The 13,882-nt window shown below is 70.7% G+C and carries 14 protein-coding genes; 4 read left to right on the forward strand and 10 right to left on the reverse strand.

Annotation, left to right across the window (positions count from 1 at the left end):
• Window positions 1-32: 32 nt before the first annotated feature.
• Window positions 33-1,034, reverse strand: coding sequence for a zinc-dependent alcohol dehydrogenase family protein (locus tag ACWC1K_RS43305; RefSeq protein ID WP_450838934.1), 1,002 nt, complete (start codon window positions 1,032-1,034; stop codon window positions 33-35).
• 102 nt (window positions 1,035-1,136) lie between these two features.
• Between ACWC1K_RS43305 and ACWC1K_RS43310 the strand changes: the two genes are divergently transcribed.
• The gene (locus ACWC1K_RS43310; RefSeq protein ID WP_450838936.1) at window positions 1,137-2,045 is read left to right on the forward strand and encodes an AraC family transcriptional regulator; all 909 of its coding nucleotides are present in this window, start codon (window positions 1,137-1,139) and stop codon (window positions 2,043-2,045) included.
• Between the two features lie 66 nt (window positions 2,046-2,111).
• Here the strand turns inward: ACWC1K_RS43310 and ACWC1K_RS43315 are convergent, their stop codons facing one another.
• On the reverse strand, window positions 2,112-2,324 hold the full coding sequence (locus ACWC1K_RS43315) for an EF-hand domain-containing protein (protein ID WP_115905780.1): 213 nt from the start codon (window positions 2,322-2,324) through the stop codon (window positions 2,112-2,114).
• A gap of 58 nt (window positions 2,325-2,382) precedes the next feature.
• Window positions 2,383-3,294: a helix-turn-helix domain-containing protein gene (locus ACWC1K_RS43320; RefSeq protein WP_450838938.1), complete on the reverse strand. Its 912-nt coding sequence runs from the start codon at window positions 3,292-3,294 to the stop codon at window positions 2,383-2,385.
• Window positions 3,295-3,343: 49 nt separating this feature from the next.
• Between ACWC1K_RS43320 and ACWC1K_RS43325 the strand changes: the two genes are divergently transcribed.
• Window positions 3,344-4,012 carry a GNAT family N-acetyltransferase gene (locus ACWC1K_RS43325; RefSeq protein WP_450838940.1) on the forward strand — a complete coding sequence of 223 codons (669 nt, stop codon included), beginning with the start codon at window positions 3,344-3,346 and terminating at the stop codon, window positions 4,010-4,012.
• Here the strand turns inward: ACWC1K_RS43325 and ACWC1K_RS43330 are convergent.
• The 7 genes from ACWC1K_RS43330 to ACWC1K_RS43360 form a co-directional block, all read right to left on the reverse strand.
• Complete coding sequence (locus ACWC1K_RS43330) at window positions 3,966-4,565, reverse strand: ADP-ribosyltransferase (RefSeq protein ID WP_450838942.1); 600 nt, start codon at window positions 4,563-4,565, stop codon at window positions 3,966-3,968. The genes ACWC1K_RS43325 and ACWC1K_RS43330 overlap by 47 nt on opposite strands.
• An 87-nt stretch (window positions 4,566-4,652) precedes the next feature.
• A complete protein-coding gene (locus tag ACWC1K_RS43335; RefSeq protein WP_450838943.1) occupies window positions 4,653-5,837 on the reverse strand; it encodes a YncE family protein in 1,185 nt (394 codons plus the stop codon).
• Entirely contained in the window at window positions 5,837-6,616 is a 780-nt protein-coding gene (locus ACWC1K_RS43340; RefSeq protein ID WP_450838944.1) for a polysaccharide deacetylase family protein, read from the reverse strand. Before ACWC1K_RS43340 ends, ACWC1K_RS43335 begins: the two co-directional genes overlap by 1 nt.
• Before the next feature lie 211 nt (window positions 6,617-6,827).
• Window positions 6,828-7,331, reverse strand: a complete 504-nt coding sequence (locus tag ACWC1K_RS43345) for an ATP-binding protein (RefSeq protein WP_351475729.1) — start codon at window positions 7,329-7,331, stop codon at window positions 6,828-6,830.
• Window positions 7,332-7,603: 272 nt separating this feature from the next.
• Window positions 7,604-8,371, reverse strand: coding sequence for an enoyl-CoA hydratase/isomerase family protein (locus tag ACWC1K_RS43350; RefSeq protein WP_450838946.1), 768 nt, complete (start codon window positions 8,369-8,371; stop codon window positions 7,604-7,606).
• A gap of 76 nt (window positions 8,372-8,447) precedes the next feature.
• On the reverse strand, window positions 8,448-9,692 hold the full coding sequence (locus tag ACWC1K_RS43355) for a L,D-transpeptidase (RefSeq protein WP_450838947.1): 1,245 nt from the start codon (window positions 9,690-9,692) through the stop codon (window positions 8,448-8,450).
• Between the two features lie 164 nt (window positions 9,693-9,856).
• Window positions 9,857-11,104: an Ig-like domain-containing protein gene (locus ACWC1K_RS43360; protein WP_450838948.1), complete on the reverse strand. Its 1,248-nt coding sequence runs from the start codon at window positions 11,102-11,104 to the stop codon at window positions 9,857-9,859.
• A 327-nt stretch (window positions 11,105-11,431) separates the two neighbouring features.
• On the opposite strand from ACWC1K_RS43360, the gene glgX reads away from it, so the two are divergent.
• Both glgX and ACWC1K_RS43370 read left to right on the forward strand, forming a co-directional pair.
• Entirely contained in the window at window positions 11,432-13,675 is a 2,244-nt protein-coding gene (gene glgX, locus ACWC1K_RS43365; RefSeq protein WP_450838950.1) for a glycogen debranching protein GlgX, read from the forward strand.
• Between the two features lie 85 nt (window positions 13,676-13,760).
• Window positions 13,761-13,856 carry a putative leader peptide gene (locus tag ACWC1K_RS43370; RefSeq protein ID WP_450838952.1) on the forward strand — a complete coding sequence of 32 codons (96 nt, stop codon included), beginning with the start codon at window positions 13,761-13,763 and terminating at the stop codon, window positions 13,854-13,856.
• Window positions 13,857-13,882 lie beyond the last annotated feature (26 nt).

Here is a 13,882-nt window from a genome sequence, read left to right on the forward strand (position 1 = left end):
ATTCCGTCGCTGCGGCCGAACGGGTGAGGCCCTCAGACCCGGACGACGATCTTGCCCGTGTGCCGGTTGGACTCCATCAGGCGGTGCGCGTCCTGGATGCGGTCGAGGCCGTCGAGGACCTCGCCGACGACCGGGCGGAACCCGCCGTCGGCGAGGCCGGCGTCGAGGAAGGCGGTGGAGCGGCGGCGGCCGGCGGGTGTGCCGGTGAGGATCAGGTTGGCGTAGGTGTGCAGGGTGAAGGGCCAGTTCCGGGGGATCTCGGCCGGGCGGGTGTCCAGCCAGCCGTAGACGACCACGGAGCCGCCCGGTGCCAGGCCCTCGGCGAGCGGGCCGAAGCCGGGGCCGCCGATCGCGTCGAAGATCACTTCGGCGCCGTTGCCCCCGGTGAGACGTTTGACCTCCTTGGCCACGGCCTCGGGTGCCGATGCGCCGGTGACGATCACCTCGGCCGCGCCGAGCTCCAGCAGCCGCTCCCGTTTGTCCTCGGTGCGGGTGGTGGCGAGCGGGATCGCGCCGATGCGGCGGGCGACCTGGATCGCGGCGGTGCCGACGCCGCTGGACGCGCCGGTGATCAGCACATGGTCGCCGGGCCTGAGGCGGGCGGTCTCCAGCAGGGCGCCGTACGCGGTCGTGTACGTCAGCCAGGCCGCGGCACCGGTGACGGCGTCGACGGAGGCGGGGCGGCGCAGGACCGCGGTCTCGGGCAGGACGACCCGCTCGGCGTACACGCCCTGCGCGCTCATCTCGATGCCGGGGCCGGTCATCACCGGGTCGCCGACGGCGAGTTCGGTCACGCCCTCGCCGACCGCCTCGACGACGCCGGCGGCCTCGTAGCCGAGCCGGGAGGCGGGGAGGGCGGGCTGGTAGTAGTAACCGCCGCTCCGGAAAAGGGCTTCGGCACGGTTGAGGCCCAAGGCCTCGACCCGTACGGCCACTTGGCCGGGCGCGGGGTCGGGGACGGGCACGTCCTCGACGGTGAGTACTTCAGGTCCGCCGATTTCATGAAAAAGCACAGTGCGTGCGGTAGTTGGCATGCGGAACACGCTAGGCCGCGCGTTACGAGACGATCCATGTCCACCGCTCTCCCTTTCCTGTCCGATCGTCTCTCCGGTACGGCTCCCGGTTACCGTTCGGACATGGACGTACTCAGTGATGCCGTGAGCGCGATGCGCACCGGACGGCCGCACTCCTCACGCCGGGACAAGTACGCACCCTGGGGCATGCGGTTCGAGGCATCCCCGGGGGCCGGCTTCCATGTGGTGCTGCGCGGGTCGGCCTGGCTCATCCCGGCGCAGGGCGAGCCGGTCGCGGTCGGGCCCGGGGACGTGGTGTTCCTGGCGCACGGGCGGGGGCACGCGCTGGCCAGCGGGCTCGACGTGCCGCTGGAGCACGTACGGCCGGGTTCGGACAACCGGTGGCCCGCGCCGACGAACACTCCACCGGAGGGAACACCGGACGCGGTCCTGCTCTGCGGCTCCTACCAGATGGACCGCAGCCGCACCCACCGTCTGGTCTCCGAGCTGCCCGACGTGGTGCACCTGCCCGCCCGGGTCGGCGCCCACCGCTCACTGCGGGCGGCGGTGGAGTTGCTCGGCATGGAGCTGGAGGAGCCGCAGCCGGGCTCGGACGCCATCGTCACCTCGCTGCTCGACACCCTGCTGCTGTACATCCTGCGCGCCTGGTGGCAGCACGACCGCAAGGCCACCGGCTGGTCGGCCGCGCTCGACGACCCGGCCGTCGCCGCGGCCCTGCGCGCCATCCACGGCGACCCGGCCCGCCCCTGGACGGTCGAGGAGCTCGGCATGGAGAGCGGCCTGTCCCGCGCCGCCTTCGCCCGCCGCTTCACCACGCTGGTCGGCGAACCGCCGCTCGCCTACCTCACCTGGTGGCGCATGACGACCGCGGGCCGCCTTCTGCGCGAGGAGGACCTCCCCCTGCGTCTGATCGCCCAACGCGCGGGCTACACCTCGGAGTTCGCCTTCGCCAAGGCGTTCAAGCGGGAGTTCGGGGTGGCGCCGGGGCAGTACCGGAGGCAGGTGTCCTGAGGCCGGCGGGCGCGGCATGACGAAGGGGTGCCCGTCCGCCGTGCGGACGGGCACCCCCAGGACGCCCTACTTGTTCAGGTACGCCCAGAACTCGTCGAACGACAGGACCTTGTCGCCGTTCAGGTCACGGGCCTTGATGATCACCTCGGCGACCGACTCGGTGACGTTCCAGTCGCCCCCCTGGGCAAGGGCGGTCTTGAACTCCGCGGCGGTGATGAACCCGTCGCCGTCGGTGTCGATCCGCTGGAACTCCTTGCGCGCTGCCTCGATGTCCGCCACCGATCCGCCCCTTTTCTTCGTCAATGCACGTCTTGCTGTGTTGCTGTCGCAGGTCAGATTAGCTGGCCGCGTGCGCCTCCAGCGCGGCGCCCACCCACGCGAACTCCTCCTCGTAGGCCTTGACCGGCGTTCCCTTCAGGATGCCGAGCAGTTCGCGGTAGCGGGCGAGCCGGACGTTGTGGGTCGCCCTGACGCGTTCGAGGATCTCGGCGCGGTCGGCGTTCCCGAACAGTTTCCGCAGCACCTTCTCGGCCTCCGGCGACTCGGGCACGATCCCGCGCTCGCGCGCCTGCCCCGCCAGCTCGATGAGCTGCTTGACGAACCGCATGGACGCCCCGGCGGGCGTGTCCTGCGTCCGGCCGCCGTGGTTGTACTCGGCCGCCCTGCGCATCTGCACCCGGAACTCGGGGTCCTGCACCATCTCGGCCAGTTCCACCCAGGCGTCGACCTGCTCGGGAGTCGGGTCGTCCGGCAGATTGACGGCGGTGTTGCGCATCCGCTCGCGGATGTCCGGATCCACGAGGTCGAGCCCGTGGAACATCTCCTCCACGAACTCCTCCATGATCCGCCTGCGCTCGGCCGCCGACAGCCGCGCCAGATTGTTCATCAGGGTCATCTCCTCTGCGGTCGAACCGCGTCGCGCCACGGTCGACAGCACCGCACGGGTCACCTTCAGCGAGCGGATCTGCGCGTCCAGCGCCACCACGTGCGCCGCCGCGACCTGAGCGACCGTCCGCTCCCCGTCCAGCACCTTGCGTACGTCGTCCAGACCGAGGCCCAGCTCACGCAGCGTGCGGATCAGCTCCAGACGGGCGGCGGACCCGGCGTCGTAGAGCCGGTATCCGCCCAAGGAGCGGGTCACGGGGGTCAGGACGCCCTCGTCGGACCAGTAGCGGATGGTGCGCACGGTCAGGCCCGTGGACCGCGCCAGCTCGCCTATGGTGAAAAGTCCGGTGCCGTCGTCGATCATGTGTGTGAGTCTGGGCCTTCCAGTGGGTGGAGACTCAAGGAGCGGGGCGATGGAGACTCTGCGGGACATTCTCGACGCGGCCGCGCGCGGTGTCTTCCCGCCCGACGACGGCCGTACGACCGTCGTCCCGCAGGCCTCGCACCGGGACGCCGGGGTCATCGCCTTCACCGCGCACTCCGTCGTCTTCACCGACGAGGATCCGACGTGGGTGTACGAGACACTGCGCGCCGTCGACTGCGACGAGCTGGCCGCGAGCATGAACGCCCGGTTCCTCACGGCGCTGCTGGAGCGGACGGGTCGCCGGACGGACACCATCGACGCCCTCCTGGTCGGCGACCCGCTGCCTGGCGTGCCTCCGCTCGCCCTGACGGAGATCACCGAGGCCGGTCATCGCCGGGCCGCCCGGGCCCGTACGCACCGCGAGGACGTGCGGCTGTGGGCGGCGCAGGGCGGCGTGGTGGTGCTGGGGCGCGGGGTCGCCGGGCGGCTGGAGGTCGCGGTCGAGGTGGACGAGGAGGTACGGCACCGGGGGCTGGGGCGGCTGCTGGTGACGGCGGCGCGGCACCTGGCCGGGGAGCCGGTGTGGGCCCAGGTGTCGCCGGGGAACGCCCGCAGCATGCGGGCGTTCCAGGCGGCGGGCTACCGTCCTGTGGGCTCGGAAGCCCTGCTGCTCAGTGCCAGGGCCGGTAGTACGGGTTGCTCTGGCAGTCGTTCATGATCTCGGTCCTGGTCTTCTTGTCGACCGGGCAGACACCGATGATGTACTGCCGCGCGATGCCGCCGGGGAAGGCCACCTCGACCTGGTCGGCCCATTTGTGGGTGTCACCGATGGTCTTGTTGACGTCGACGCCGCCGGGAGCGTCGATGTAGTAGTTGTAGCCCGACTTGTACCAGGTCTTGTAGAGGTCGTGGTCGTACGTCGTCGACACGTACGGGGAGGGCTGGTTGACCAGGACGTACTGCTCGATGTCGTACTGGCCGTTGATGACGTCCTTGGGATGGAAGCCCTCCTCGAAGACGGTCGCGGGGGCGCGGCTGTCGCTGCGGTAGAGCGTGCCGCAGGTCTTGCGCCAGACCGGCTGGGGCGTGATGCGGTCGACGTCGACACGGCGGTCGACGGCCGCCTTCACCGGGTCGTCGAACTGGGGACAGGCAGGAGCTGCGGCCTGCGCGGGGGTGGCGGTGGAGGCGGTCGCGGCCGTCGTGCCGAACAGGGCCGCGAGGGACAGGACGACGGCAGCGGCCCGCCGCCGCAGGCGAGTTGTGATCATGGTGTGGACGATCCCCGTGCCGCGGCGGCGGAATGCGCGAGGTCACCCGTTCGGCGGCGTGTCCCGCTCTCCCCAACTCGCCGTGTCTCAGCGGAAGATGCCCGTGTGGCCGAGCGAGTAGCGGCCCGGCTGCGGGTACACCGCGAGGCCGTGCGGGCCGCTGCCGACCTTGATGCGGGCCAGCTGGGTACCGGTGCTGGTGTCGATGGCGTACACCTCCGAGTTGTAGCGGCCCGACAGCCACAGGACCTTGCCGTCCGCGGAGACGCCGCCCATGTCGGGGCTGCCGCCGTCCGGCAGGTGCCACTTCTTGGTGAGCCTGTTCTGCGTGAAGTCGAAGAGCGAGATGGTGCCTTCGCCCCGGTTGGAGATGTACATCTCGCGGGAGTCGCGGCTGACGTAGAGGCCGTGGGCGCCCTTGCCGGTGGGCAGGAGGGTGGGCTTGGTGAACCGGTCGCCGTCGAGGATCCACACCCCGTCGGCCATCATGTCGGCGATGTAGAACTTCCTGCCGTCGGGTGAGATCTTGACGTCCTGCGGCATCGCGCCCTGGAAGGGCAGCTTCTCCTGCCCGATCACCTTCATCTTCGCCGTGTCGACCTTGAGCAGTTCACCGCTGAACTCGCAGGAGACGATGAAGTAGCGGCCGTCCAGGGAGAAGTCGGCGTGGTTGACGCCGTAGCAGCTGACCGGCACGGTCTTCTCGCGCTTCATGGTGTGCGCGTCGCGGAAGACGAGCTCGCGGTCGAGGGAGGCCATGACGATCGCGTACTTGCCGTTCGGCGTGAAGTAGAGGTTGTAGGGGTCGTGCACGTCGACGGCCTTGCCGGCCTTCCCCGTCCTCGGGTCGATGGGGGTGAGGGTGTTGCCCCGGTCGTTGTTGACCCACAGCGTCTTCATGTCCCAGGAGGGGACGACGTGCTGGGGCTGGGCGCCCACCGGGATCGTCTCGATGACCTTGTACGTCTTCGGGTCGATGACGGAGACCGTGTTGGAGTTGGTGTTGGGGACGTAGACCCGGGACGGGAAGTGCCGCACCACCGGGGAGAGCCGGTTCGGGCGGTCGGCCGCGTACACGTCGTGCGGGTCGAGGACGGGCGGCATCCCGGCCAGGCCCACCACCGCGGCCTTCTTCTTCGGCGGGGCGACGGCGGCCTTCTTGCCGAGGGCCTCGTCCTCGTGCCGGGAGCCGGCGGTGCAGGCGGCGAGGGTGGTGAGCGAGGCGAGGGCGACGGTCGCGACGAGGGCGCGGGCGAGCCGGGTGGGGTTCATCAGCTGAACAACTCCGTGGTGGTCACCGCGGCCAGGCCGCGGCGGGCGAGTTCTTCCAGTACGACGGGGAGGGCAGCGACCGTGTCCGGATACCCGAAGTGCATGCTCACCACGGAGCCGCCCCGGACCTCGTCGAGGACCTTGCGCTGGACGGCGCCGGCGCCGGGCCGGGTGTAGTCGAGGGAGTCGACGTCGTACGAGAGGACGTGCGGATAGCCGGCGCTGCGGGCCAGGCGCAGGACCAGCGGGGACGCGAGGGGGGCGCGGGAGGGGCGGAACCAGGTGCCGATGGAGCCCGTGAGGTGCTCCAGACGGTCGGCGCAGGCGGTGATCTCGCCGCGGGCGTCGGCCTCGGGCATGGCGTTGACGGTCAGATGGCGCTCGGTGTGGTTGCCGAGGTCGTGGCCGCCGTCGAGGACGCGGCGGGCCATGTCCGGGTGCTGGTCCAGCCAGCTGCCGACGGCCAGGACGGTGAGGCGGGCACCGCGCCGCTCGGCCTCGGCGAGGAGGGCGTGGGCGATGGCGGGGTCGCCCTGGCCGTGAAACGTGAGGGCGACCCGGGGGTGGGTGCGGGGGCCGTGGGTGAGCTGGGCGGGTTGGCCGGGGAAGCGGCGCGGGGCGGGGGCGGCGGATGGCGTGGGGGACGGGGTGGACGACGGGTGCGCCGATGAAGCGGGGTGCACGACGGCGCCGTTCGTGGCGCACCCTGCGGTGAGGGCGCCCGCGGCGAGAAGGCCGGCACCCGTGCGGAGCGCTGTCCGGCGGTCGGTCGAGGTCACCGCACCATTTAAGAGGCGAAGGGTAAGAAAAGGGCCGATTGACCCGATCGGGGGACATTCGTCGGGTCGCGGCCGACACGAACACAACCCACTTCAGCCCACTTCAGCCCGCCCGGCGTTTGAGGGCGAGGCCCTTCGGGCCGACGGGGGTCTGGGGGCGCAGCCCCCAGGGACGGCAACCCCCACTCGCGCGCACCGGACACGGCTCGACCTAGCGGTCGGCGACCCTCATTTCGAACCAGGTCGTCTTGCCGCGCGGCAGGAGGTCGACCCCCCAGCGGTCGGAGAGCTTGTCGACCAGGAACAGGCCCCGGCCGCTGATGTCCGTCTCCTGGACCGGCATCAGACAGGGCAGGCCCCGGGAGGGATCGCGGACCTCGATGCGGATCCAGCCCCGGCGGCGGCGCATCCGAAGGCCGAAGACCCGGGCGCCGGTGTGGCGGACCGCGTTGCCGACCAGTTCGGAGACGAGCAGGACGGCGTCCTCCGTCATCTTGGGCGTCAGGCCCCACTGGCGCAGGACCACGACCTGGGTGAGCCGGCGGGCGGTGGCGGCGGACTCCGGGCGGGACGGCAGCGGGACCTCCGCCTCGGTCGGGTTGCCGAACAACTCCAGCGCCTTGAGCGCCCGTTCGTCCTCCACCGCGGGCGACCAGCGCGCCGCCGTCACACGGCCGTGTCCCCGCGGCTGTTCGATGCCCTCCAGCCCCGCCATGCCCCCATCATGGCCGCCCAGAGCGCCCTCCGGGGCCGTTCCTGAGGAATACGCCCCCCGGAATACGTCGTTCCGAATAGGCCGGTTGACATATGCCATGGGCAGTTCAGGGGCTTCCACAGCCCGCCCGACCTGCGCTGAAGGCTCTCGTGGGGGCAATCGACGGTCTCCCTCGACAAGGCAGACTTAAGGTTGCCTTAAGGCTCCCATAAACCGCCCCATCGAGGGACCCGGATCAGACAGCGCGTCAATTGCAAGTGGTTCAGAGGAACTCAGAGGAACTTGGCCTTGCCCGGCCCCTCCTCCACGAAGCTGCGCATCCCGCGCTCACGGTCCTCCGTGGCGAACAGGCCCGCGAACCAGTTCCGTTCGACGGCGAGGCCCGTCTCGATGTCCGTCTCCAGGCCGGTGTCGATGGACTCCTTCGCGGCCCGCAGCGCGATCGCCGGCCCCTGGGCCAGCTTCGCCGCCCACTCGTGCGCGGCGGTGTAGACCTCCTCGGCCGGCACCACCCGGTCCACCAGACCCAGCGTCAGCGCCTCGTCCGCCTTGACCATCCGGCCGGTGAAGATCAGGTCCTTCGCCTTCGACGGGCCGACCAGCCGGGACAGCCGCTGGGTGCCGCCGGCGCCCGGGATCAGGCCCAGCAGGATCTCCGGCTGGCCCAGCTTGGCGTTCTCGGCCGCGATCCGGTAGTCGGCGCACAGCGCCAACTCGCAGCCACCGCCGAGCGCATAGCCCGTGATCGCCGCCACCACCGGCTTGGGGATACGGGCCACCGCGGTGAACGAGTCCTGCAGGGCGCGGGCGCGCAGGACCATCGCCGTGTGGTCCATGTTCTGCATCTCCTTGATGTCCGCGCCCGCCGCGAACACCTTCTCCCCGCCGTACACGATCACGGCCCGTACGTCGTCGCGCCGGGTCGCCTCCTCGGCCAGCTCCTTGAGCCGGTCCTGGGTGGCGATGTCCAGCGCGTTCATCGGCGGACGGTCGAGCCGGATGGTGCCGACGCCTTCGGCGACTTCGAGATTCACGGTCATGAAGGCAGGTTAACGGGGACTAACGGCAACGGCCCCGGTGCCGTCGCTCACACCGGGGCCGTGCACCAGCGTCCGACTACGACTTCCACTTCTCCCACGACATGTTCCAGCCGTTGAGCCCGTTGTCCGGGGAGACGGTCTCGTCATGGGCGTGCTTGACGATCACCACGTCGCCAAGGATCGAGTGGTCGTACATCCAGCCCGCCGGCAGCCCGCGGTCGTAGCCGCCCCGCACGTCCCGCAGGCCGATGCAGCCGTGGCTGGCGTTGTAGTTGCCGAAGGCGCCGCCGGACCAGTAGTTGCCGTGCAGGAAGGTGCCGGAGTCCGTCAGCCGCATGGCGTCCGGGACATCCTTGATGTCGTACTCCTTGCCGAGGTTGACCGTCTCGCTGTTCATACGGGTCACCCGGAGCTTCTCGCTGATGACCATCTGGCCGTTCCAGGTGTCGTAGCCCGGCTTGCCGGTGGTGACCGGGATGGTCTTGATGACCTTGCCGTCCTGGGTGACCTTCATGTGGTGGGTCTTGGCGTCGACGATGGAGACCTGGTTGCGGCCGATGGTGAACTTCACCGTCTTGTCCTGCTTGCCGTAGACACCGGGCCGGCCCTCGACGCCGTCGAGGTTCAGGCTCACCGTGACCTTCGTACCGGACTTCCAGTAGTGCTCCGGGCGGAAGTCGAGGCGGTCGTTGCCGAACCAGTGGCCCTCGACCTCGACGGCCGGTTCGGTCTTGATGGTGATGGCCTTCTTGACGTCCTCGGGATGTGTGATGCCCCGGGTGAAGCGGACGGAGAACGGCATCCCGACGCCGACGGTGGAGCCGTCCTCGGGGGTGAAGGTGCCGATGAAGGTGTTCTTCGGAGTGAGCGTGGTGAAGCTGGAGTCCTCCGCGGCCTCACGCCCCTCGGAGTCCTTCGCGACCGCGTGCACCGTGTACTTGGTGGACGCGGCCAGGTGAGTGGACGGCGTCCAGCCGGAGCCGTCGGCGGTGATCTTCCCTGCTATCTCCCCGCCCTTGGTGTCCTTGACCTCGACCTCGGTCAGCTTGCCCTTGCTCGCGCCGACCTTGAGGACGCCGCTGGTCTCGACGGACTTCGCGCCGTCCTTGGGGGCAATCGTGACGACGGCCGCGGACTGCTTGGTCTGCGCCGCGCCCGCGTCCTTGCCCTTGCCGTCGCCGGAACCGGACCCGGAACCCGAGCCTCCCCCTCCGCACGCGGTGACGGACAGCAGCAGCACCCCGGATATGAGTGCCAGCCGCCCCTTGCGCCATCTCCCGCGCGCGTCAACCGACGCCCCCGATATCGGCCGCACGTTCAAGTTGTTCTCCCCTCGCCGGCCCTGGTCAGGCCCGCACCCCGGCGCGTCCCGCGCGCGCATTGGCGCATATTAACTGCAAGGTTTTGGGGATCGTGTCAGGTGAAGGTCACCGTTCCGTCGCAAACACCGACCCCGCGCCCGGCCCCGTACCCGCCCCCCTCGGGTTACTTGACCGCGCTGCCCGCCTTCCACTCCTTCCAGCCCATGTTCCATCCTCCGAGGCCGTTGTCGGGAGCGACCTTTTTGTCATTGCTGTGGATGACCTGGACGACGTCCCCGACGAGGCTGCGGTCGAAGAACCAGCCGGCCGGGGTGTCGGAACTGCCGCCCTTGACGTCCATGAGCCCCACGCAGCCGTGGCTGACGTTGACGTGGCCGGGGGCGTTCGGCGCCCAGTAGTTGCCGTGCAGGAAGGTGCCGGAGTCGGTGAGGCGCAGGGCGTGCGGGACGTCCGGGATGTCGTACTCGCCCTTGCCGTTCCGCTTCTTGAAGCCGACCGTGGCGCCGTTCATCCGGGTCAGCTCGAGCATCTCCATCACCACCATCTTCCCGTTGTAGGTGGTGTGTTTGGGCGCCCCGGCCGTGATCGGCACCGTGGCGAGCAGCGCGCCGTCGCGCCGTACCTGCATGGTGTGCGCGGCCGCGTCGACCACGGAGACCTGGCTGCGGCCGACGGTGAAGGAGAACGTCTTGTACTGCAGCCCGTAGACGCCGGGTGCCCCCTCGACGTCGCGGAGCCGGAGGGAGACGGTGACCTGGGTGCCGGGTTTCCAGTAGCGCTGGGGGCGGAAGTCGAGGCGGTCCTTGCCGAACCAGTGCGGGCGGATCTCGACCGGCGGTCGCGCGGTGACGTGAATGGCACGCTCGACGGCCGCGCGGTGCTCGACCTCCCGGTTGAACTCCAGGGAGACGATCATTCCGGTGCCGACCGTGGAACGGTTCTCCGGGGTGACGTAGCCGATGAAGCGCTCGTCGGGGACGAACGTGGTGAACGTCGTGTGCCGTGCGGACCTGCGGCCGTGGCCGTCCAGGGCCACCGCGTCGACGGTGTACTTGGCGGCCAGCGCGAGCCGGGGCTCGTCGGGTTCCCAGCGCAGGCCGTCCTCGGAGATGCGGCCGGGCACCTCGGAGTCCTGCGCGTCCTGCGCCTTGACGACCTTCACGGACTCCAGGCGGCCGCTGGGCACCCCCACCCGGAGTCTGCGGCCGGGGCGGACGCCCTTGCTGCCGTCGTCCGGGGAGATCCGGATGACGTCCTCGGGTGCCCGGGCCTTGCCGAACGCCTCCCCGATGTCGCTGCGGTCCGCCGGGTCCGGGGTACAGCCGGCGGCTCCGGCCAGCAGTCCTGCCCATGTCAGTACGGCGGCCAGCGCGGCCCCCGCGCGCCGTGCGCGCCCTTGTCCATGCCTCACGAGCTTCCCAACGACCGGCCCCGCCCTGGGGAAACGTGAGTGCGGGGCGCTCCGCCGGGGGATGCCGCGATCGGCCGTCGATCGCCTGTGGGGCCGTCGTGGCTGGTCGCTCCCCCACTCTCGACTTCGCTCGAGCGGGGACCCCCATCGCGGCGGAGCCGCAGATGTCAGGGCCTCGCGCCCCTTGAAGACGTTGGCGAACCGGAGGGGACTTCGCGCCCCGAGCTCTGGGCAGAACAGTGGGGAGGACGACGCGACGGGGAGCCGCGGCCGGGACGCCGTGCGCTCTTTTTGGAGGTCGTTCCGCGAGCCGTGGGAGGCGGACTGGTGTCCAGCGCAGCCGAGCAGGAGGCGGTGGCCGAGGGGCGCGCCGAGGAGGGTGAACGCCCGGCCGGCGCGGTCAACGGCGCGCCCCGCAAGGTGCCGGGCGTGCCCGTGCGGCCGGGGGCGCCGATGCCGCTGGGGGCCAGGTTCCGGGTCGGCCCGGACGGGGTGGCGGGCACCAACTTCGCGCTGTGGGCGGGCGGGGCGGAGGCGGTGGAACTGTGTCTGTTCGACGAGGCCGGCAAGGAGACCCGCGCCCGGCTGACCGAGCTGACGCACGAGATCTGGCACGGCTTCGTGCCGGGTGTGATGCCCGGGCAGCGGTACGGCTACCGGGTGCACGGCCGCTGGGACCCGTGGACCGGCGGCCGCTGGAACCCGGCGAAGCTGCTCCTCGACCCGTACGCGCGCGCGGTGGACGGCGACTTCAGCCTGCCGCCCGAGGTGTACGGGCATGTGCGGGACTGGCCGCAGCAGCAGGTCGCGGACACCGTGCGCGACGACCGGGACTCGGCGCCGTACGTCCCCAAGGGCGTCGTGGTCCACGATGACGACGACTGGGCCGACGACCGCCGCCCGAAGACGCCGTGGGCGGACTCGGTCATCTACGAGCTGCATGTCAGGGGATTCACCGCCCTGCACCCGGGGATCCCGGAGGAACTGCGCGGCACCTATGCCGGACTGGCGCACCCCGCCGCCGTCGAACACCTCGTCAAACTGGGCGTCACGGCTGTCGAGCTGCTCCCTGTCCACCAGTTCGCGCACGAGGACCATCTGCTGCGCCGCGGTCTGAAGAACTACTGGGGCTACAACTCGATCGGCTATTTCGCCCCGCATGCCGCGTACGCCGCGTCCGGTACGACGGGACAGCAGGTCGGCGAGTTCAAGCGCATGGTGCGCGCGCTGCACGCGGCCGGCATCGAGGTCATCCTCGACGTGGTCTACAACCACACCGCGGAGGCGGGCGAGCTCGGTCCGACCCTGTCGTTGAAGGGGATCGACAACCGGGGGTACTACCGGCTCCAGTCGGACGCGCGCCGCTACGCCGACTACACGGGCTGCGGGAACACGCTCCACGTCGTACAACCCCACGTGCTCCGCCTCATCACCGACTCCCTGCGCTACTGGGTGACGGAGATGGGCGTCGACGGCTTCCGCTTCGATCTGGCCGCCGCCCTCGCCCGGTCCATGCACGACGTGGACATGCTGTCGCCGTTTCTCGCGGTCATCGCGCAGGACCCGGTGCTGCGGCGGGTCAAGCTGATCGCCGAGCCGTGGGACGTCGGGTCCGGCGGCTATCAGGTGGGGGCCTTCCCGCCGCTGTGGACGGAGTGGAACGACCGGTACCGCAACGCCGTACGGGACTTCTGGCGGGGCGCGCTGCCGGACGTGCGGGACCTCGGGTACCGGCTGTCGGGGTCGAGCGACCTGTACGCGTGGGGCGGCCGCCGGCCCTACGCGTCGGTCAACTTCATCACCGCGCACGACGGTTTCACACTGCGCGACCTGGTGTCGTACGAGCGCAAGCACAACGAGGCCAACGGCGAAGGGAACCGGGACGGTTCGGACGACAACCGGTCGTGGAACTGCGGGGCGGAGGGCGAGACGCCCGACGAGCGGGTACGGGGGCTCAGGCGGCGGCAGCTGCGCAATCTGCTGACGACCCTGCTGCTGTCGACGGGCGTGCCGATGCTGGTGGCCGGGGACGAACTCGGGCGCACCCAGCGCGGCAACAACAACGCGTACTGCCAGGACAACGAGATCAGCTGGCTGGACTGGGAGCTGCTGGAGGAACCGGGCTGGAAGGCCCTGTTCGACCTCACGGCCCGGCTCATCGAGCTGCGGCACCAACACCCCGTGCTGCGCCGCCGGGCCTTCTTCTCGGGGCGGGCGCACTCCGCCGACGGTCTGCGCGACCTGGCCTGGTTCACCGCGCGCGGCACGGAGATGACGGAACGGGACTGGTACGCGCCCGCCGCCACGCTGGGCATGTATCTGTCCGGGCGGGACATACCGGGCCGCGACGAGCGCGGCGACCCGATCCTCGACGACAGCTTCCTCGCCGTCCTGCACGCCGGGGACCGCCCGGTGAGCTTCGTGCTGCCGGGTCCGCCGTGGGCCGAGCAGTACGAGGTGGTCGTCGACACGTCGCGGGAGGCGCAGGGGGAGGCGCCCGGGGTGGTGCACCGGGCGGGAGCGGCGATCACGGTGCCGGCGCGGGCGGTGCTGTTGCTGCGGGTCGGCTGAGCGGTCGTCCGGGGCGGCCGCGGCCGTTCCACAGTGCGAACACGTCCTTGACGGCTCAACCGCCGCACTGGCACCGTCCATGGTCATGAGGCTGTCCGCTGACCACCGCCGCGCGCCCGTCGCGCTCGTGGAGCGACGCCACGTGGATCTGTGCCGGCAGTCCAGCGCCCTCTGTCGCTGAGCCGCAGCCCCCTCCCCCTTTTTCCC

This window comes from Streptomyces sp. NPDC001492, from assembly GCF_053597275.1.